The 20,316-nt window shown below is 44.0% G+C and carries 12 protein-coding genes; 10 read left to right on the forward strand and 2 right to left on the reverse strand.

Annotated features, from left to right (window positions below):
- Positions 1–92 precede the first annotated feature (92 nt).
- Positions 93–1,706 carry an FAD-dependent oxidoreductase gene (locus tag FFM73_RS06650; RefSeq protein WP_137630995.1) on the forward strand — a complete coding sequence of 538 codons (1,614 nt, stop codon included), beginning with the start codon at positions 93–95 and terminating at the stop codon, positions 1,704–1,706.
- Positions 1,707–1,756: 50 nt separating this feature from the next.
- Here the strand turns inward: FFM73_RS06650 and FFM73_RS06655 are convergent, their stop codons facing one another.
- Positions 1,757–2,869 carry a YdcF family protein gene (locus FFM73_RS06655; protein ID WP_137630996.1) on the reverse strand — a complete coding sequence of 371 codons (1,113 nt, stop codon included), beginning with the start codon at positions 2,867–2,869 and terminating at the stop codon, positions 1,757–1,759.
- A gap of 196 nt (positions 2,870–3,065) precedes the next feature.
- Here FFM73_RS06655 and FFM73_RS06660 point away from each other — a divergent pair, with 196 nt between their 5' ends.
- The 4 genes from FFM73_RS06660 (at position 3,066) to htpX (ending at position 7,266) form a co-directional block, all read left to right on the forward strand.
- Positions 3,066–4,466, forward strand: a complete 1,401-nt coding sequence (locus tag FFM73_RS06660; RefSeq protein WP_171001228.1) for a DHA2 family efflux MFS transporter permease subunit — start codon at positions 3,066–3,068, stop codon at positions 4,464–4,466.
- 158 nt (positions 4,467–4,624) lie between these two features.
- The gene (locus tag FFM73_RS06665; RefSeq protein WP_137631008.1) at positions 4,625–5,662 is read left to right on the forward strand and encodes a zinc-binding alcohol dehydrogenase family protein; all 1,038 of its coding nucleotides are present in this window, start codon (positions 4,625–4,627) and stop codon (positions 5,660–5,662) included.
- Positions 5,663–5,783: 121 nt separating this feature from the next.
- A complete protein-coding gene (locus FFM73_RS06670; RefSeq protein WP_137630998.1) occupies positions 5,784–6,347 on the forward strand; it encodes a LemA family protein in 564 nt (187 codons plus the stop codon).
- 16 nt (positions 6,348–6,363) lie between these two features.
- A complete protein-coding gene (gene htpX / locus FFM73_RS06675) occupies positions 6,364–7,266 on the forward strand; it encodes a zinc metalloprotease HtpX (protein ID WP_137630999.1) in 903 nt (300 codons plus the stop codon).
- Positions 7,267–7,416: 150 nt separating this feature from the next.
- On the opposite strand, the gene FFM73_RS06680 is transcribed toward htpX, so the two are convergent.
- A complete protein-coding gene (locus FFM73_RS06680) occupies positions 7,417–7,908 on the reverse strand; it encodes a MarR family transcriptional regulator (RefSeq protein ID WP_137631000.1) in 492 nt (163 codons plus the stop codon).
- A 124-nt stretch (positions 7,909–8,032) separates the two neighbouring features.
- Between FFM73_RS06680 and FFM73_RS06685 the strand changes: the two genes are divergently transcribed.
- From FFM73_RS06685 to FFM73_RS06705, 5 genes are all read left to right on the forward strand, one after another.
- Positions 8,033–8,980 (forward strand): quinone oxidoreductase family protein, encoded by a 948-nt coding sequence (locus tag FFM73_RS06685; protein ID WP_137631001.1) that lies wholly within the window; start codon positions 8,033–8,035, stop codon positions 8,978–8,980.
- 35 nt (positions 8,981–9,015) lie between these two features.
- The gene (locus tag FFM73_RS06690; RefSeq protein ID WP_137631002.1) at positions 9,016–9,396 is read left to right on the forward strand and encodes a hypothetical protein; all 381 of its coding nucleotides are present in this window, start codon (positions 9,016–9,018) and stop codon (positions 9,394–9,396) included.
- 118 nt (positions 9,397–9,514) lie between these two features.
- Entirely contained in the window at positions 9,515–10,438 is a 924-nt protein-coding gene (locus FFM73_RS06695; protein ID WP_137631003.1) for an L-lactate dehydrogenase, read from the forward strand.
- A gap of 144 nt (positions 10,439–10,582) precedes the next feature.
- Complete coding sequence (locus tag FFM73_RS06700; RefSeq protein ID WP_137631004.1) at positions 10,583–11,773, forward strand: MFS transporter; 1,191 nt, start codon at positions 10,583–10,585, stop codon at positions 11,771–11,773.
- 389 nt (positions 11,774–12,162) lie between these two features.
- Positions 12,163–20,097: a mucin-binding protein gene (locus tag FFM73_RS06705; RefSeq protein ID WP_137631005.1), complete on the forward strand. Its 7,935-nt coding sequence runs from the start codon at positions 12,163–12,165 to the stop codon at positions 20,095–20,097.
- Positions 20,098–20,316: the final 219 nt, after the last annotated feature.

Here is a 20,316-nt window from a genome sequence, read left to right on the forward strand (position 1 = left end):
AAGCGCAGCAGAGGGCTTATCGCTTGCGTATCAATGACTGAACCAGTATGCTGAATTCAATGAAAGCGCTTATTTGAAATGGAGGCTGTATTATGAAAGTCATCGTCATTGGTGGAATCGCTGGTGGGCCATCATTTGCCACCCGATTTCGGCGTTTAAATGAACAAAATGAGATTATCATCCTGGAACGCGGCGAGCATATTTCAATTGCCAGTTGCGCGTTACCTTACTATCTAGGTGGTGTTATTACCGACCGTGATTCACTGATCGAACGCACCCCGGAAATTTTAAAACAGAAAAATAATATTGATGTGCGGGTGCGTCATGAAGTCACCGCGATTGATCCAAAACGGCATGTTTTAAGTGTGACCAATTTGGACACCGATCAACAGTACGAAGAAAGCTACGATAAATTGGTTCTTGCAACCGGTGCCCGACCAGTTTTACCGGCGATCAAAGGGATCGAACAGGCAACTAACACGTTTACGTTGCGTAGTCTGGCGGATGGTGACCGCATTAAGCAGTTTATTCAAGCCGAATCACCTAAGCGCGTGACGATTCTAGGCGCTGGTGCAGCTGGCGTGGAACTCTCTGAAAATTTTCAGCGCTTAGGATTGTCAGTGACGCTATTAGATCAGGCAGATCAGGTGATGCAGCCCTATGATCCTGAATTGACCGGTTTTCTAAAGGATGAGCTGATTAACAATGGTGTCGATGTTCAATTGGGTGAGACGATTAAATCAGTTGAAGATCATGGTCGCCAGCTCCATTTGTCGGATGGCAGCGTACTGACCACGGATATGCTGCTGGTGGTTACCGGTGTCACGCCTAATAGCGAACTGGCGGAAAATGCGGGTCTTAAATTGTCCGCGAATCGCCACATTGTCGTGGATGATCAGTTGGCGACCTCGGTTCCTGATATCTATGCGATTGGTGACGTCATTGAAACTACTAGCCGAATTACCAGGTTGCCAATTCCCAGTCTGCTTTCTAGTGCCGCTAACCGGCAAGGGCATTTATTAGCGGATATTTTGAACGGCGAGCCACTGCATTACCCCGGTTTTGTCGGCGTCAGTGCGGCTAAAGTCTTCAACTACACCGCTAGCATGGTGGGTTATTCAGAACAAACGTTACAGGCTGCAGGCGTTACCAATTATGCTAGTCTGTTCATCACACCATACGACCACGCCTACTTCTACCCGAATGCCAAGCGATTGAACATCAAACTCTTATACGAACCAGATACCGGGAAAATTTTGGGTGGTCAGTTCGTTGGTGAAAATGGGGTGGATAAACGCGCTGGTGAACTGTCGGCTGCCATTGTCGGTGACCTTACCATCGATGAGCTGCCAAGCATTGAATTACCGTACTCACCGCCATACTCAGCACCGCGAGATCCGTTAAATATGGCGGGTTACGTGGGCATCAACCAGCGACAGCAGGCTAATCAAACGGTGCATTACAGTGATTTATCGGCGACCGAGCGGAATGCTGGTATCTTCCTAGATATTCACGAAGCTGGCAAATCTGCCAGTGGGACGATTCCATCAGACTTAGCAATTCCGCTGACTGAATTACGGGATCGCTTAAGTGAAATTCCGGCAGACAAAACAGTCTATATTCTGTATCGCAAGGGGCTTGGTCCTTACAATGCGACGCGGATATTAGCGGGTAACGGGTATCAAGTGAAAATTGTTGTTGAGTAAAGTAAGGGCGGGTCATGATGGAAATTTCCATTGTGACCCGCCTTTTGTATTTACAGATGATTCAGAAATCCTTGAATAACCCGGATTAAATCAGCAATCCAAGCCGAATGTAAGTTTAAAATCACTAGGAATAATGAGAACAAAAATATCAGTCCAACCATGATCAAATGTAACTTTCGTTGCCGCATAACTAGGGCAATGTATTCACGCATCACAGCGTTTGGTAGAAAGAAGCCGGCCGTTTTTGAGCCGATTCCAGCAGCTTTTAGCCCAGCAGAACGGGCAAAAATTGCTGCCCGAAAGGTATGGTAGTTATTGGTTACAAAGATGGTTTTTGGTTTGGTAATGCGTGATGCATCAATGATTTTTTTAGAAAACAGCATATTTTCATAAGTGGTTTTGGACTGTGTTTCAGCCAGCGCATCGTTAACAGCCACGCCATGAGTGATTGCGTATTGGCGCATGGCTTCACCCTCCGGTATGGTTTCATCGCCGCCTTGACCACCCGAAAAGATCATTTTAGGCGCGTGACCGGTCTTTTGCAGTTGCCGTTGGTAAAATTGAATGCCCTTATTGATTCGCTGTCCCAGTAACGGTGTCACCTGATCACCATTCATCAATCCCGCGCCCAGCACAATGATGAAATTCTTATTGTGGCGAGGCCAATAAGCTTGATACAGCGCTAATACGGTGAGGTAGTTATAAAACCAGAAGACCATGTATAAAATACAAAGGACTGGAAAAGTAATGAGTAGGTCTGCCCAAAAGATGGGTAAGTGCGTTTTGATCAAACTGATAACAAACGGCAATAAGATAATGCCGATACCCAGATACAGCGTCAGTGAATTGGCCAGCGAGTGGCTCTCCCGTCGCCTGACGATGGCTGCGTTCCACAGCAGTAGAATGGCTTGCAAGGCAAAGGCCAGCCCAATGCAGAATAAAACGAACAGAAATAAAAAGCCTACTGGATAAATAATGGCGTTATTGTCTGTATTAAGAATAGTTATGGCCAGTGTTAACCAAAAACTGTAAAAAAAGAGGTTAAACCAGATCCCGTTTCGTAACCAGGCCCGGTTAAAACTGTAACTGATCCCAAAGATAGCCAAAAAGAGCGCGGTGAGCACCCAGCCAACCTTAACGTAAACTAAATAATTACCTTGCAATGAAACCCATCCCCTTAAACTATTAACTAAATTATACCTTAAAAGGAGCAAATCCTTGCTTCGATGCTTGGTTCTTTGGTTGGAAAAACAAGATTAAATCAGCTAACTAATGATGTTCATTAAGCTAATATGAGTTATCATAGTTAAGGCATTATATTTTACCAAATGAATTACTATATTAGAGAGGATCCTAACTTTGGAAGATCAAGCCATTCCTAAAAAGACAATTCTGGCCATTATTGGTGCTGGATTGCTGGCGTTTTGCGGTGTTTTGACTGAAACATCAATGAACGTCACGTTTCCAACATTGATGAAGCAGTTTAGTCTGTCTATGAGTGTGGTTCAGTGGCTTTCAACGGGCTATTTATTATTAGTTTCACTGACGATGGCAACATCAGCCTTCGTCCAGCGGCGTTTTAAGATTCGCAGTATTTTTGTTTTTGCCGGAGTGGCCTTTATTGTGGGCAGCTTTGTGTGCGGTCTGGCCCCTAACTTCATCGGGTTATTGATCGGTCGTTTGATTCAAGCAATTGCTACGGGGTACGCGATTCCGCTGTTATTTGCAATTATTTTACAGCAGATTCCAGTTTCCCGGTTAGGCGTGTTCATGGGCATCGGCGGCATGACGGTTGGTGTAGCACCGTCACTTGGACCAACCTATGGCGGTATGAACACCTTCCTGTTCAGTTGGCGTGAAATCTTCTGGTTTATCTTGCCGGTCGTTGTGGTTGCCGTTCTACTGGGTGCTTTCACGATTCCACAGAAGATGAAGACGCGTCGTGATGCGTTCGATTTTCTGGGCCTGATACTACTAGGTATTTCCTTTTTCCTGATTGCTGAAGGGTTCACGGAAGCCGGTAATTATGGCTGGCTCAGCCTTCAGTTCTGGGGTTTCTTGATCGCTGGTATCGTGGTAATCGGACTATTTGTTTACCACTCATTCCATTCAGAACGGGACTTGTTGGACCTGACCATTTTTAAGTCACCAACGTTCGTTTTGAGCATTATGGCCTATTTCTTGATTCAGTTGATGAACATCGGAATCTCATATTTATTGCCAAATTACAGCCAGCTGGTATTTGGTGCCAATTCACTGGTCGCTGGTTCGGCGATCCTGTTAGGCAGTTTGGTTTCTGGCATTGTACAGCCAATGAGCGGCCGGTTGCTAGATTCACACGGTGCTGGCTACCCGATTCGCTTTGGGATCACGCTGATCGTGATTTCGATGGTACTGTTTGCCATCTTTGGTCTGCATTTGACGATTCCGCTGATCGTCTTCTTCTACCTGATTTTTGGCCTTGGCTTTGGGTTTAGCTTTGGTAACACCATGACCAATGGCATCAAGCAAGTGGACGGTAAATTGCAGCAGGATGCCAACGCGGCGTTCAATACCAGTCAGCAATATGCGGGCTCGATTGGGACCGCCATTATGGCTGCCATCCTGACCAGTAGTCAGCATAGCAATTCACATTTGTCGCAAGCGGTACTGTCAGCTCGGGGTGGGGCGCACGATTTTATCCTGCTAGCGGTTTTAGCAGTGACTGCTCTTATCCTGATTTTGATCAATTTCCAGAAACAAGCTAAGGCAACACGGTAGGTGTCATCTAGTTCAATATAAAATAATGAAAGGTCACTGGCAGTTTGTGTCGGTGGCCTTTTAAGCTCTCCTCAAAGGATTTTAAAGCGGATTGCTTGCAGTTAATTTTTAAAAAGTTACCATAAAATTAAGTAGGGGGGTAAGTAGGTATGAAAACAATGCGCGCAATTGGATTTGATCGACACCTACCGATTACAGAAAATAGGAGTTTGTTAGACATTACCGTGCCGGTTCCCACGATGAAGCCACATGATCTACTGGTGAAAGTGGCGGCTGTCTCCGTGAATCCCGCTGATGTCTGGGACCGTGGTGCTAGCGATGAGTTGCTGGAAGAACCGAAGATCATTGGCTGGGACGCGGTTGGCGAAGTTGTTGATCATGGCAGTGATGTGACGTTATTTAAGACTGGCGAGCGGGTCTTTTACGCCGGTTCCTTCATTAGACAGGGCAGTGATGCGCAATATCAAGTGGTTGATGAGCGCATCGTGGGCCACGCACCAACTAGTTTAGCGGATGATGCGGTAGCCGCGATGCCACTGACTAGTTTGACGGCTTATGAAGCCTTATTTGAACAGCTGCAGATTCCCTTTGATCCGAATCAACCAGTGGCGGCGAATCACGATAAGACGATTTTGATCATCAGTGGTGCTGGCGGTGTTGGCTCCGTTGCGACCCAACTCGCTAGACTGGCCGGACTCAAAGTGATTGCCACTGCTTCGCGGCCAGAAACTACTAAGTGGACCAAAGCGCACGGGGCCAAGGTAGTGGTCAACCACCACCTTGATCTGATTACCGAAGTCCGCAAACTAGGAATTCAGTACGTGGATTACATTTTGGGTTTAAACGACATTGATGGTCACTGGGATGAGATGTGCGAGCTGATCAAGCCAGGTGGCCGGATAGCATCCATTACTGAAAATCGGGAACCAATTAATTTGAGAAAAATGAGCCGTAAACGCGGGACCTTTGCCTGGGAATGGATGTTTTCTAAGTCGTATTATCAGACCGCTGATATGGTGACGCAGCACGAGATATTGGATCAAATCGCACAACTGATCGATACCAAAAAATTGGTTTCTACGCGAACGAAAACGTTGTCGCCAATCAATGCTGAGAATTTAAAAAAGGCGCACCAAATGGTTGAGCAGGGTCACATGATCGGTAAGGTCGTGCTACAAGGCTGGCCTAATAATTGAATGAACAAATGACTCGGTGAGTAGCTGGGCCATTTTTTGCAATTAAGTTGTAATTAGGTGATTACTCGCTGAACTGGTAAAATAGACTTAACTTACAGTTAATCGAAACGGAGGAATAAATATGATTGCATGGATCATCGCAGCAGTAGTCGTTGTTATTTTGATCATCATTTATATCAGCGCCTATAACGGTTTGATCAAGGGCCGGACCTACGTTCAAGAATCATGGAGCCAAATTGACGTTCAATTAAAGCGTCGGAACGATTTGATTCCTAACCTGATTGAAACGGTTAAAGGGTACAGCCATTACGAACAAAGCACCCTGGAAAAAGTAGTGGGATTAAGAAATCAGTTGGTGAATAGTTCAGGAGACGACCATCAAAAAACGATGGCGGTTTCTGACCAATTGAGTAATTCATTGAAGAGTATTTTTGCGGTGGCAGAAGCTTATCCTGATTTGAAAGCTGACCAAGAATATACGAAGTTAATGGAAGAATTGACTAACACTGAAAACAAGATTGCCTATTCACGGCAGCTGTATAACTCAAGTGTCGCCAGCTTTAACTTGAAGATTCAATCGTTCCCAAGTAACATCGTGGCTTCCATTCACCACTTTAAAATCAGTGAATACCTACAGGTTCCCGAAGAAGAAAAACAAGCACCAAAAGTTTCTTTTGATAAGTAAGCGAGGATGACGATAGATGCTATACGAACAAATTGCGCGGAATAAACGGCGCACCGTCTATGTCCTCACCGGGTTCGTCATCTTAGTGCTGGCCATTGGGGCCGCCATTGGGTACGTCTTCTTTGATAGTTACGTTGGCGGGCTCATCTTAGCTCTGGTATTTGCGGGTGTGTACGCGGCCATCATGATCGGTAATTCAACTAACATCGTGATGTCGATGAATCATGGTCATGAAATTACCAAAGAAGAGCAGGCACCGGAGCTCTGGCACATCGTTGAAGATATGGCGATGGTGGCACGGGTGCCGATGCCACGAGTATTCATCATTGATGATCCCAGCCCCAATGCCTTTGCCACGGGCAATAATCCGCAGCACGCCGCGGTAGCAGCCACGTCTGGTATTATGGAACGGCTCAACCGTGAGGAACTGGAAGGGGTCATGGGCCATGAGATGACCCACGTGCGCAACTACGATATCCGGCTGCAGACGATTGCGCTGGCTTTGGCAGCGGCGATTACCGGTATGGTCAATCTAGCAGGTAATTTCTTCTGGTGGGGCGGTGGCAGCCGTCGCGACAATGACGATGATAATGGTGGCAGTGTGTTACAGATCGTGATGCTGATTGTTTCCATTCTGCTGGTCATTTTAGGCCCGATTGCGGCAACGCTGGCACAGATGGCGCTGTCACGAAATCGCGAGTATTTGGCGGATGCCGGCAGCGTGGAACTGACGCGTAATCCTCAAGGTCTAATCTCGGCACTGCAAAAAATTTCCACTGCGGAACCGATGAAAGAGGCGGATCCTAGCAGTGCATCATTGTATATTTCGGATCCAATGAAAAAGAAAAAATCGCTGACTCATCTGTTTGATACCCATCCGCCGATGGAGGATAGGATTGATAGGTTGGAAAGAATGTAGAGTGCGACAAGCGGCGTTTCGCCCCAGAATAGAAGACGAAAAAATGATGATACTCCAGTTGAACTTTGACTGGGGTATCATCATTTTTTTGACTTCTATGGCCGGGGCATGCCGCTTGGAGCACGTTTCAGCTAGGTAGCCTAAAAAGTTTCAATCCAACCGAACCTCGCCTACAGCTTTCAAAACCGCCAGTACCGTCGCTACATCCTGCTCAGAAAACTGTGCCAACGCTGCAGCATATAGTTTGCGTTCCTTAACGTGCAACTGATCATGCAGGTCTGCCAGTATTGCACCAGTAGCCGTAATCTTAAGATTATAGGCTTTTTTATTATCTGGTAGGGTCACTTTAGTCAGCAAACTAGCTTTGAGTAGTTTAGTGATGTAACGCGACAACATTCCCTGTGAAAAGGTGACTTGGGTGGTCAAAGTTTTGTATGGCAGTTCCGTTTTCTGATTCACGAGGCTGAGAATTTCAACCTCTGAGTGATTGAACCGGTTCTTTTTAAGAGCCAGCAGTTGCTCATCAGATAATCGCGGATCGTTGATCATTTCTATTTCGAGGACGTGATGAAAATCTTTACGGTGCTCTTCAATCCGTGAAATCGCCTGCTTTAAGGCAATTACGGTGTGTTCAGTAATCATATTTAAGTGACCTCCAAAAAAATATTACTAGTAATCTATTTACATTACCAGTAATTGATTGTATACTCATTTTACATTACCGGTAATTAAAATTCAAATTAAACTTAAAAAGAGGTTATTTAATATGAAAGCAGCAATTGTAACAGATTTTAAACAAGCACCCGTATTTCAAAAAGTTGCCTTACCAGAACCAAACAACGATGAAGTGAAGTTGCGGGTATTAGCCGCTAGCGTTAATCAACGGGTGTTGATGCAAGCAAACGGCAGTCACTATACCAGTGATCAACAATTGCCATTGATTCCAGGCGTGGATGGTGCTGGTGAAACCGCAGATGGGCAAAAAGTTTACTTCGTAGCCACTCACCCAGGATTCGGGACATTGGCGGAAGAAACACTGGTTGATCACCGGGCTATCTTACCTTTAGCTGACGATGTTGATCCAGCCGTAGTTGCCGCCACGGTTAATCCAGCCTTGTCGTCTTATATGGCGATCAAAGGTCGACTTGGTGTCGATGCTATTCAAGGTAAAAAGGTTATGATTCTTGGGGCAACGGGTAACGCAGGTAAGTTGGCAGTCACAATCAGTCGTCACTTTGGTGCTCAGACAATTATTGCGATTGGCCGAAATGAACAAGCATTGGCAGAGACGATAACCCTTGGTGCGGATCAGACCATTAATCTACAAGCCAGTGATTTGAAAGCGCAGTTGGCTGATATTAGTGATGTTGATGTTGTCCTCGACTATCTGTGGGGTGATGTGACTAAGCAAGTTATGATGGGTATTATCACGCAGCGTACAGACCACGCACAAGCATTAAAATGGGTCGAAATTGGTTCGTTAGCTGGTGGTGATTTTGCGTTGCCGAGTGCCGCGCTTCGTAGCACCAATTTAACGTTACTCGGTAGTGGTCAAGGCTCACTTTCGATGCTAACCATGTTAAAAGAAATGCCAGGATTATTGAAATTGATCAGTAATAAAATATTGCAGGTACCAGTGACCAGGTTGACGCTCAGCACGGTACATGAAAATTGGCCATCAAAGACCACCAACCGGATTGTATTTATCCCATAATCCGGTAAAATAAAGCCAATAGCGGGGTGATCATAATGAAGCAGCAAAGTTCAGTGCAACTGGTGGGCTGGATCGTGTGGTGGCTTGAAAACGTCCTAATTATTGGCGGCATGATCGTCATGGGGATTACCAGATTATTTACGGTTAACCTGACCGGCACTATGATCGGTGGCGGTATGATGATGGGGCCGAACCATTGGATGGTTGGGCTTGGCATGCTAGCTGGAATTGCGGTTTTAATTTGGAAAATTATTCTGCAAGTTGTCGCTTACTATGGCATTCAGCGGCTAAATGACGTTGAAAATCTCACCTGGCCGATTGTTTTGATCGTTCTAGGATTTTTGGGTGCCAGTGCGTATCTCATCCCTGGTATCTGGGGAATCATTGTTTACTATCAGCAAAATAATCACCGTTAAACCGGTTCTTAATGGCTGCCTATTAAGGTGGTCATTTTTAATATCGCAACTTTCAATTAAAAATGGTAGTATAATAACAATACCATTAACAAATAATTAGAAAATAGAGGTGCTTAACATGACTCGAAAAATTGGTATTATCGGGATGGGAAATGTCGGTGCAGCTGCTGCGCACTATATTGTAGCCAACGGTTTCGCGGATGACTTAGTTTTAATTGATCTACGTGAGGATAAAGTGAAAGCCGATGCCTTGGATTTTGAAGATGCAATGCCTAATTTGCCAGTACATACGAATATTGTTGTGAACGATTATTCAGCATTAGCGGATGCTGATGTGATTATCTCTGCTGTTGGTAACATTAAGTTGCAGGATAATCCGAATGACGATCGTTTTGCTGAATTACCATTTACCAGCGAGGCCGCTAAGAAGGTCGGTGCTCAGATCAAAGCATCCGGCTTCCATGGCAAGCTGGTTGTGATCACTAACCCAGTGGATGTGATCACCTCTATTTATCAAGAAGTCACTGGTCTGCCTAAGAATCATGTCATTGGAACTGGGACGTTGCTGGATTCCGCTCGAATGAAACGCGCCGTGGCTGCCGAATTGAACATTGATTCACGGTCGGTAGTTGGCTACAATCTAGGTGAACACGGTAACTCACAGTTTACGGCTTGGTCCACGGTTCGCGTGTTGGGCAAGCCAATTACTGAAGTCGCCAAGGAGAAGCACCTTGACCTCGATGAATTAGACCACCAAGCAAAAGTCGGTGGCTACACTGTGTTCCATGCTAAAAAATACACCAATTACGGGGTTTCAACTGCGGCGGTTCACTTAGCTAACACGATTTTAAGTGGTGCCGAGACAGAATTACCAGTTTCCAATTATCGTGAAGAATACGGGACTTACCTCTCCTATCCAGCCATTGTTGGTCGCGATGGGGTACAGGAACAATTACAGTTGAACTTAACTGAAGATGAACTTAAAAAGCTACAAATCTCAGCAGACTATATCAAGACGAAATTTGCTGAAAGCACTAAGTAAGAGATAATTTAAAAACGACGGTCGGTTCGCTTGAGAATCGACCGTCGTTTTTAGTTCGTGCTAATAATAGCAGTAGAGATATAATAAGAAACCTGATATACTAAAACACTTGTGACCAAAAACGACGTGAAGGGGTATATTCGTATGTCAGCAAAAGTGAAACGCGCCATCTTGATTTTAATTCTGAGTGAATTCTTGGTTTGTCTGGGTATCGGGCTGGTAATTCCAGTGATGCCCTTTTTAAAGACGCAACTGCACCTGTCGGCCTTTGATATGGGTGTCATGACGGCCTTATTTGCCTTTGCGCAATTCGTTGCCTCACCCATTATTGGCCGGATTTCTGATCAAGTAGGGCGTAAACCGATCATTGCGATTGGGCTGGCGCTCTACGCCGTTTCCGAAATTTTATTTGCGTTGACTAATTACCTGTCGATGTTTGATGTTTCCCGCGTGATCGGCGGTATTTCGGCTGCCATGGTCACGCCAACTGGGATGGCGCTGGCGGCCGACATTACGACTAAAAGGCAACGAGCCAAAGTTATTGGTTGGCTGTCGGCGGCCTTTAGCGGTGGTCTCATATTAGGCCCCGGGATTGGCGGTCTGCTAGCCGGTATCAGTTATAAAACCCCGTTTTGGTTTGCGGGTGGCTTGGGCATTATCAGTACGATTGCTTTACTGATTTTATTGCCTAAAGACGCGGAAATTGAAGAACCCAATCACGATGTGGCCCAGCTGCAAAAAGACATAAGTAAGATGAAGGGTGACTGGCATGATTTGCTGATTAAACCGGTGATCTTATTATTCGTCTTGATTTTAGTTTCCTCATTTGGTCTGCAGGGATTCGAGAGTATTTACAGTTTGTTTGTGAACGAAGTATTCCACTTCAGTATCGCCAACATTGCGCTGGTACTGACGTTAAACGGGGTGATCTCGCTGTTCTTTCAAGTGCTGTTATTTGATCGACTGGTGGTGGCCTTTCAAGAAACTAAACTGATTCGCCTCTGCTTCTTGATTGCCTTTGCCGGTACCGTCTGGATTATTTTGGCACACACTAAAATTGAAGTGATCATTGCCACACTACTTGTCTTCACGGCCTTTGACCTGTTGCGCCCAGCAATTACCACCTTACTGACGAAGCTAAGCGCTAAGAACCAAGGCCTGATTAACGGGCTGAACATGTCGCTGACCAGTGTGGGTAACGTGATTGGACCCTTGATGTCCGGCGCTCTGTTAGATATGAACACCCATTATCCATACGTGGTCGTGGCAGGGTTCTTAGCCGTCTCGTATTTACTGGCGTTTGCTGTTAAAATTAAACCAAAACACATTGCGTAATGGAGGGTTATCGTGAACAAGACAGAGTTAACGAGTCAATTTGTAGATCAGCATTTTAGAGTAGGGCTTGACGCAGATTACAGCTAATTTTGAAGTTGGCGTTGTCACTAAGTAGTCGTTTGAAGAATTTAAATTACAGAGGGCTTATTCTGCACTGCTGAAGTATAATTGTCCTATAACAAAAAAATTATGTAAGGTTAAAAATAAAATTTAAAAAATCGGCTTTACGGTTGGTTTTTTAAACAATTGTATGTATACTATAGACGCAATATGATAATTTACCATGATGTTTAGTTGATATTTAGTTAATGTGGTTAACTTTTATTTTAGATATTTTATCGAAGGGAGAATGTCTGAGGTAAATTTAAATTTTACGGGGGGTAATATAATTGACAAAGCGTGTTATGCAAAAGCAACACGAACGGGTACTGAGAGATAGTGGCCAGGTCAAAGAACACTTTAAAATGTATAAGGTGGGGAGAAGATGGCTATTTGCCGGGCTTTTCACGGTTTCGTTAGGTGCAGGTATCGCGTTTGGCGGACAGCAAAATGCTTACGCGGATGCTCCAACTGAAACGAACCCAGCAACTGATGAGGTGTCTTCACAACAGAATAATTTACAGGGTAAAAGCGTTGGTCTTGGAACTCAAACGCAATCGACAGGTACTACTAACAATATGAAAGCGGATACTTCACAAACAACTGCTCAAACGGCGGTAAAGCCTGTAAGTGAAGATGCAACTAATGCAGCTCCTGAAAGCTCCGCGCAGGCAGTTCCTGAAGCTGCAGTGAAAACTGTGCCAACGGCAGTTGCTGTACCTACTGGTAAGGGAACACAAACTAACACAAACAATGTTCAGACAACTAATCTGGGCGATGTGACTGATGAAAATACGATTGACCAAGCTAAGACTGCCGCAGCAGCCGCGTATGCTAAAACTGGGACACCACAGGCCATTACGGCAGTTTCTGCTGATACATCTACGACTCAAGTTCCAGCACCAGCAGATCCAACCCAGGCTGTGACAGCTACAGTCGAAGATGCCACGAAGATCTATGACAGTACAAGTGCTACGCCAGCAACGCTTAATGTTAAATTATCTGATAATTTAACCGCTCCTACTGGCTGGTTTGTTACCGGCAATAAGGATGAATATCAAGTCGCCACAGCTTCCGGTGATATTGATTTATCTAAAATCGATCAAAGCGTTGGTTCTTACGATATTTCGCTAAGTACTAATGGCTTGGCACGGCTTAATGCTGTTCAAGCTAACCAGAAACAGAACCTGGTTGTAAGCAGTGCTGACGTGACTGGTGGTAAATTAACGATTACTAAAGCACCGGTTGTAACGGGTTCAGTAGCAATTGAAAATACTTCTAAACTTTACGATAATGATGCAACGACGGATCCAACTAGTTTTAAGGTTAAAGTTAATCCGGGGTTAAAAGCCCCAACTGACTGGACGGTTAATGCTGATGGCACATACACTGTCACCATCGCTTCTGGTGATATTCAAGCCAACGTTGATAGCCAGGAAGCGGGAACGTATACGGTTAATCTTACAGCAGCAGGACTACAAAAATTAAACACAAGCAACATTAACTATAATATTGTTGCTAGCAATGTTACTGCTGGTAACTTTCAAATTCAAAATAATACTAAATTAGGTATTGGTACTGTTCGAATGAGGACTACTGATACTAGTCTACCAGCCACTGTTACCGTGAGCATTTCTCGTCATGAAACGATTCCGTCTGATTGGGCGGTTAATTATAACAATACGAGTACAGAAAATATTGTTTACAATGTACCAATTAGCTATTTTGATACTACTGCCGTTCACAAAAGCACGGTTAATACCTACCCACTTAATTTAACCACAACGGCTCTAGATAATTTAAATGCAGCGAACCCTAACACACCAATTAAATTAATCAATATTCAACCCGGAAGGCTTATTATTGCTGATGGATCAGTAGACACGCCTGTTCGAAATCTGTCTAATTTTGGTGGTGGCGGTGGTAATTTAAATGGTGAAATTCTTAATGATGGTGACGGAGCCACGTTACAATTGGGTATTTTTGGGACTTCTAAGGATAAAGTTACTAACTTTACGAACGTTATCGTCATTCCAGTTGGTTTAGCAGTGGCAAATGTAACCACTGATCCCACTAATCCAACTAAAATCACCAGTTACACTAAATCCGATGACCCAGTAGATGTAATTAAAAGTAGTATTACACAAACACTTGCGACTACGAAAACCTCATATACCGATTTGACTGTTGGCCAACTGCCTGATTATAAGGGACGCCAAGCGTTTTACTTTAAACTTGGGACTGTTGACGAAACTGGAGATACGGCTAAGGTTCCGATTAACGTAGTCGTTGATCCAGATATTAATAATGTAACAACGGGTAATTTTGGTGACCGGACAGTAGAAAATGATGCTGCTATTTTATATGCTACTGACGATAATGCTTATACGGATGGTGCATACACCATTGATACCGGCGGGGAATATCCCAATGTGCCAGTCGTTGCAAACGGTCTTGGGTTAACTAATACTGAAACGATTAGTACTACTTATGATAATCCTATGTGGGCTGGTTCTTACACCATCAAGCATATTCCAGTTCAAGATACTTACAATTTAACAGATGCTGCTGGCAATAAAATTGCTAATGACGTTACAACTTCTGGTATGGTTGGGGATGCCTATGATCCACTGTCAGTAGTTCCTGAAAAAGTAACTGCTGCCGATGGTACTCAGTACATTCTTGATCAAACTAGTACGCCAGTTGAACAAACTTTTAAGAAGAATGCTACAGTTCCGATTAAGCCTGATACTACGTTGGCAACTGGTACCACTTATACCGCAACGTATAAAAAGGTTATCGATACCGCTAATGCTGCTAATCAAGCCAAGGTAAATAATAGTCAAATGACATGGAAGTCAACTATGCCATCAACGATGACAGTTACGTTGCCAAGTAATTTGAAAGCTCCCAACGGTTGGACAAAGACCACTGGCAGCACCTACACGGTTAATACTGCAGATGGTGATTTAGACTTATCTGCTGTTCAATCCCCAGTAGGTTCTTATGATGTAGCACTTTCGAAACAAGGTTTAACTAACTTGGCAGCGGCTAACCCAGACTATCTATTTGATAACTTAATTAACGGAGTTGGGAAATTAACCGTTAATTCGCTTAAAATTCCAGTCACAGTCCAAGATACAGCTGGGACTTCGTTAAAGACTGTCCCAGACATTCAACTTGGTGCCAATACCAGTGTCCCTGGTGCTGGTGCTGATGCTGGTGTAAATGGGTATCCAACTTCACAATTGAAGTCAGTTACCTTCAATTATGCACAAAATGCAAATAATACTACAGGCGTTAAATCAGCCACGTTAGTTGCTAATAAGACCGATGGAACGATTACTGTCACTACCACGTATTATGGGAACAAACCACAGTCCGTAGCTACTATGACCAAGGAAGAACTTGGTGGAACAGCTCCTGGATCTGGCTTAGCTCTCCAATTAGATGACGGGACCATGGGTTCTGGATTAGGCTTTAATGTCACACCGCAAATCTCCACAACTCAGGCCAATGGTATGGCTGCTTTAACTGGGATTAACGTTGTTTACAATCAAAAGGCGGCAGCTACTGTTACCTATGTTGATGATGATAACAATGGCAACGTTGTCCCTAATACGGGAACTACTTTAAACGGTTTTGTTGATGATATGCTTCCTTATACGGTTACCATCCCAGCAAATTATGTTGCCGCAAATACTGTCACGACCCCCGCGAATGTTACTCTGACAACTGATGATACTGATAATCTTGTTGTTCATTTAAAGCACGTCATTACCTATGGTACTGCTCAAAGCACGCGGACCATTAACTACGTGATGCAAGGTGGCGACAGTAGTAAAGCCCCGACTAGTGTTGTTCAGAAGATCGATTGGAAGACGATTACGGATCACGTTACCAACACGTCTTATGCAACGCCGCAAACAATTTATGAGGGTGTAACAGCGCCAACTATTGCGGGATATACACCTGATAAATCAAGCATTGCTCGCGACAATCCGGGTGTCATTAATCCTAGTGCAATCCAAAATACTACCGAGAATGTCAAGTACACACCAAATCAATCGACTACAACGATTACGTTTACCGGCCTTCCTGATGGGAAGAAACCAGCTGACAAGACGATCACAACTACAACGGATGAGCCATATACCTTTACTGATATTCCAACAGTAGCTGGCTATACGCCGAATACGACTGAAATAACTGGCATTGGCACACCAACTGGTGATACGAAGACAGTTACTTACACCGCTGATAATAATGCAGCAACTGTAACTTACGTTGACGATTTAACTAACAAAGTTATCGATACCGATTCAATTAACGGTAAAACGGATGAAACTGGTACTTATAACGTCAGCGTACCGGCAGATTATGTATTAGCTAAAAATCAGTCTAATGCCGTTAGTTACACGATCACACCGGACGATTCTGATAATTTCACCGTTCATTTAACTCACGCAGTTGTTCATGGCACAAAGCAAACTCAGCGAGTCATTAACTATGTCATTGATAATCCTGGTGCTGATTCAGTGCCACGGACATCAGGAACGGTTACCCAAACGATTAAGTGGAATACGTCAACTGATAAGGTTACAAATGACACTGTTGCAACAGCTACAGGTTCCTATCAAGCAGTAACGATTCCAATAATTCAAGGCTACACCGCTACGATTAATGATCAGAATGCAACTCAGATACCAAATCTATATCCAGGGGCTATGAATGCTAGTGATTTGACGGATACGTCAGTTACTGTTAATTACAAACCAAATACAGTAACGACTAATGTCACAGTACCAAGTAATAAGGGCAATCAAACCGTTACGGGTGTGTCTGGAACCGTTGATAATCATGTTCAGGTCTCAGTACCTGATCTACCAGGTTACACTAAAGATAAAACTACGGTACCAGCTACTGTTAATCCAGACGGTACGATTACCGTGGATAATCCAAACATGACTGGCTTGGTAACTTATACACCAAATCCACAAGGTATCAATGTTAAATTCGTTGATCAAGATAACAATCTGTTAAACAATACAACATTGACTGGTGTTTCCGATGGCAACGTCGATTACACGCCAGCATTTGCAGAGCAGCAAACGTTACTAAACCAAGGTTATACTTTGAAAAATGGGAATAATAACGGTTTAGCCGGTGCAACCAAAACTTATGATCATGATGACAACGTTACCCCAACCTACGTTGTTGTTTTGACCAAAATCAACAACGTTAAAGTGACAGTCAACTTAGTACCAAGCGATGGCAACGGCAATCCGATTACGGGAATCACACCAACGACGGTTCATAACTATCCTGGCACTAGTGTCCCGGCACCAAGTGTTCCGGGTTATACCGCAAACACGCCAAACGTGACGATTCCAGGTAACCGTGATGGAAATGTTAACGTGATTTATACACCAGACCCACAAAGTATCAATGTTAAATTTGTAGATCAAGATAATAATCCATTAGGTAATACAACATTGACTGGTGTTTCCGATGGCAACGTCGATTACACACCAGCATTCGCAGAGCAGCAAACGTTACTCGACAAAGGCTACACTTTGAAGAAGGGCAACAATAACGGTTTAGCTAGTGCAACGAAGACTTACGACCGTAATGATAACGTGACACCAACCTATGTTGTTGTTCTGTCGAAGATCAATAATGTTAAGGTCACTGCAAGCATTGTTCCAAGTGATGGCAATGGTAATCCAATTCCAAATACTACGCCAACCACGGTTCATGACTATCCAGATACTAGTGTTACCGTTCCAGATGTACCGGGGTACAGTACAACGACACCAAATGTGACGATTCCAGCTGGTCGGGATAACATCGTCAAAGTGATTTACACACCGAAGACTCAAAAGATCAACGTGCACTTCGTGGATGATCAAGGCACTAGCTTGGGGACCACTATTTTAAGTGGCCCTTCAGACAGCGACATTGATTATACGCCAGCGTTCCAGGCTCAACAGGATTGGATTAACCAAGGCTATACATTGAAGAAGGGTAACAATAACGGTCTCGACAGTGCAACCAAGGCTTACGATCATGATGATAATGCTACCCCAACGTACGAAGTGGTCTTAACCAAGATTAGCAATGTCAAGGTGACATCTGACTTAACACCAGTATTGTCTAATGGTGACCCAGTTCCGGGCGGTCAAATAGCAACCGTGAATAACTATCCTGGTACAGTTATTAATAATCCAGGTATTTCAGGTTATACACCAACGACTGACACAACCACAATTCCACCGAAGAATGGTGTTGTCACCGTGGTTTATACCCCCAATACAGTTACTGGTACAGTTGATGTTCCTTCCAATAAGGGTAACCAAACAGTGCCAAACACCACTGGTAAAACGGGTGATCACATCACGGTTGATGTGCCAACGATTCCTGGATACACAGCGGATAAGACCACAGTGCCAGCCACTGTTAATCCAAATGGTACGATCAGCGTTGACGGACCGGATGGCAAACTCGGTGATAAGAACTACGTCAACTACACAGCTGATCCGCAAACAATCACCGTTAACTTTACCGATGAAAACGGTACGCCTTTGGGCACAACTGTTCTCAATGGTCAGACCGATGGCAACGTTGACTATGGTGCGGCGGTTACTAAAGAGCAAAGTATTATTAATACGGGTTATACACCTAAGAACGGTTTACAAAATGGCTTAACTGGTATTCCAGCAACATTTACTAGCCATTCTCAGACCTTTACTGTTCAGTTGACTAAGATTAAGGATGTTGAAGTTGACACGACCTTAGTTCCAAGTAATGATCAAGGAAATCCAATTCCAAATACTACGCCAACTACGGTTCATAACTATCCAGGTACTAGCGTTACAGTTCCAAATGTTCCGGGTTACACCGCAACGACGCCCAACGTGACGATTCCAGCTGGTCGCGATAACACCATTAACGTGGTTTATACACCAAATACCGTTACGACCAATGTTGACGTTCCTTCCAATAAAGGCAATCAAACAGTGCCAAACATTACCGGAAAGACCGGTGATCATGTCGCTGTTGATATACCAACTGTTCCTGGATACACAGCAGATAAGACCACAGTCCCAGCCACTGTTAATCCAGATGGTACGATCACCGTTGATGGACCGAATAGCAAACCTGGTGATAAGAACTACGTCAACTACACGGCTAATCCGCAAAGCATTAAAGTTCAATTTATTGACAAGGATAACAAGAATGTTGATTTAGGTTCTGTCATCTTGAATGGAGTGTCCGATGCGCCAGTTGATTACAGTCCTGCCTTTGCAAAAGAGCAGGAGTTACTCAATCAAGGTTATGCTCCAAGTGAAAATGACAATAATGGTTTAGCTGGTGCTCCCAAGACATTTAACCAATATGGCAAGACACCAACCTATGTTGTCGAGTTAAGTCATCCAGAGCCCGTCGAAATTGATAAAGTACCAACTGATAATGTTCCGTATGCTAATCAATACACGGTCAACTTTGTCACACCAGACGGTACAGTGGTTGGAACGACAACTGTAGTCGGTAACCCAGGTAACAACTTTGATGTTACAGGTAATGTGCCGAATGGCTACAATTTGAAGAATAACGGCAATGGTACCGTTGAAATTCAGAAGGATCAAAACCCAGCGCAACCAATTAATGTCACTGTTGTCGCACCAAGTATCCCTTCTAATGATACGGATAATGGTACTGGTGTCCCTGGTGGCGATTCAACTGATAATGGCACTGGCACTCCTAATGACAATAATGGTACCGATAAGCCTGACAACAATACGACTACTAACGATAAGCCAGATAATAATACCGGTGCCGATAAGCCTGATAGCAACACGACTACTAACGATAAACCAGATAACAATACTGGTACTGGTAAGACTAATAACAACACTATTTCTACTGGTACCAATAACAGCACTGCTGGCCAGTCAACTGGTTCAAATGAGACTAGTAATGGTTCGCAAACTGGGTTAGCACATCAAAATAATTATGTGAAAGCTGGTCAAGCGCAACAGTTAACTAGCTCTAGCGTAGGCAACTTGAATGGTTCCAATTCAGATGCGATGAAGAATAAGAATGTTACTTTGCCGCAAACCAATGAACAAACATCTAGTGTTTGGGCAATGCTTGGACTTGGTATTATGAGTATGTTGAGTTTGTTAGGTTTCAAAAAGAAGAAGCGTGAAGACGAAAAGTAATCCATCGTTTACGTAACTCCTAGGGTTTATGAAGATAGTGTTGATGAGCAATCACCAGCACTATCTTTGTTTATGACCAAAAGGTTCTTCTGCAAAAAATGAGCAAGATGAAGGATGATTGTAAGCACACTATAACCGAACGTCTATGAATGCGTCTAACGGCGCAGTATGATCACCTTATCAATTATGATGAGGTGATTTTTTATGACTAAGCTTCAA

It is taken from the genome of Secundilactobacillus hailunensis, from assembly GCF_005405185.1.
In the GTDB taxonomy this organism is placed as follows: domain Bacteria; phylum Bacillota; class Bacilli; order Lactobacillales; family Lactobacillaceae; genus Secundilactobacillus; species Secundilactobacillus hailunensis.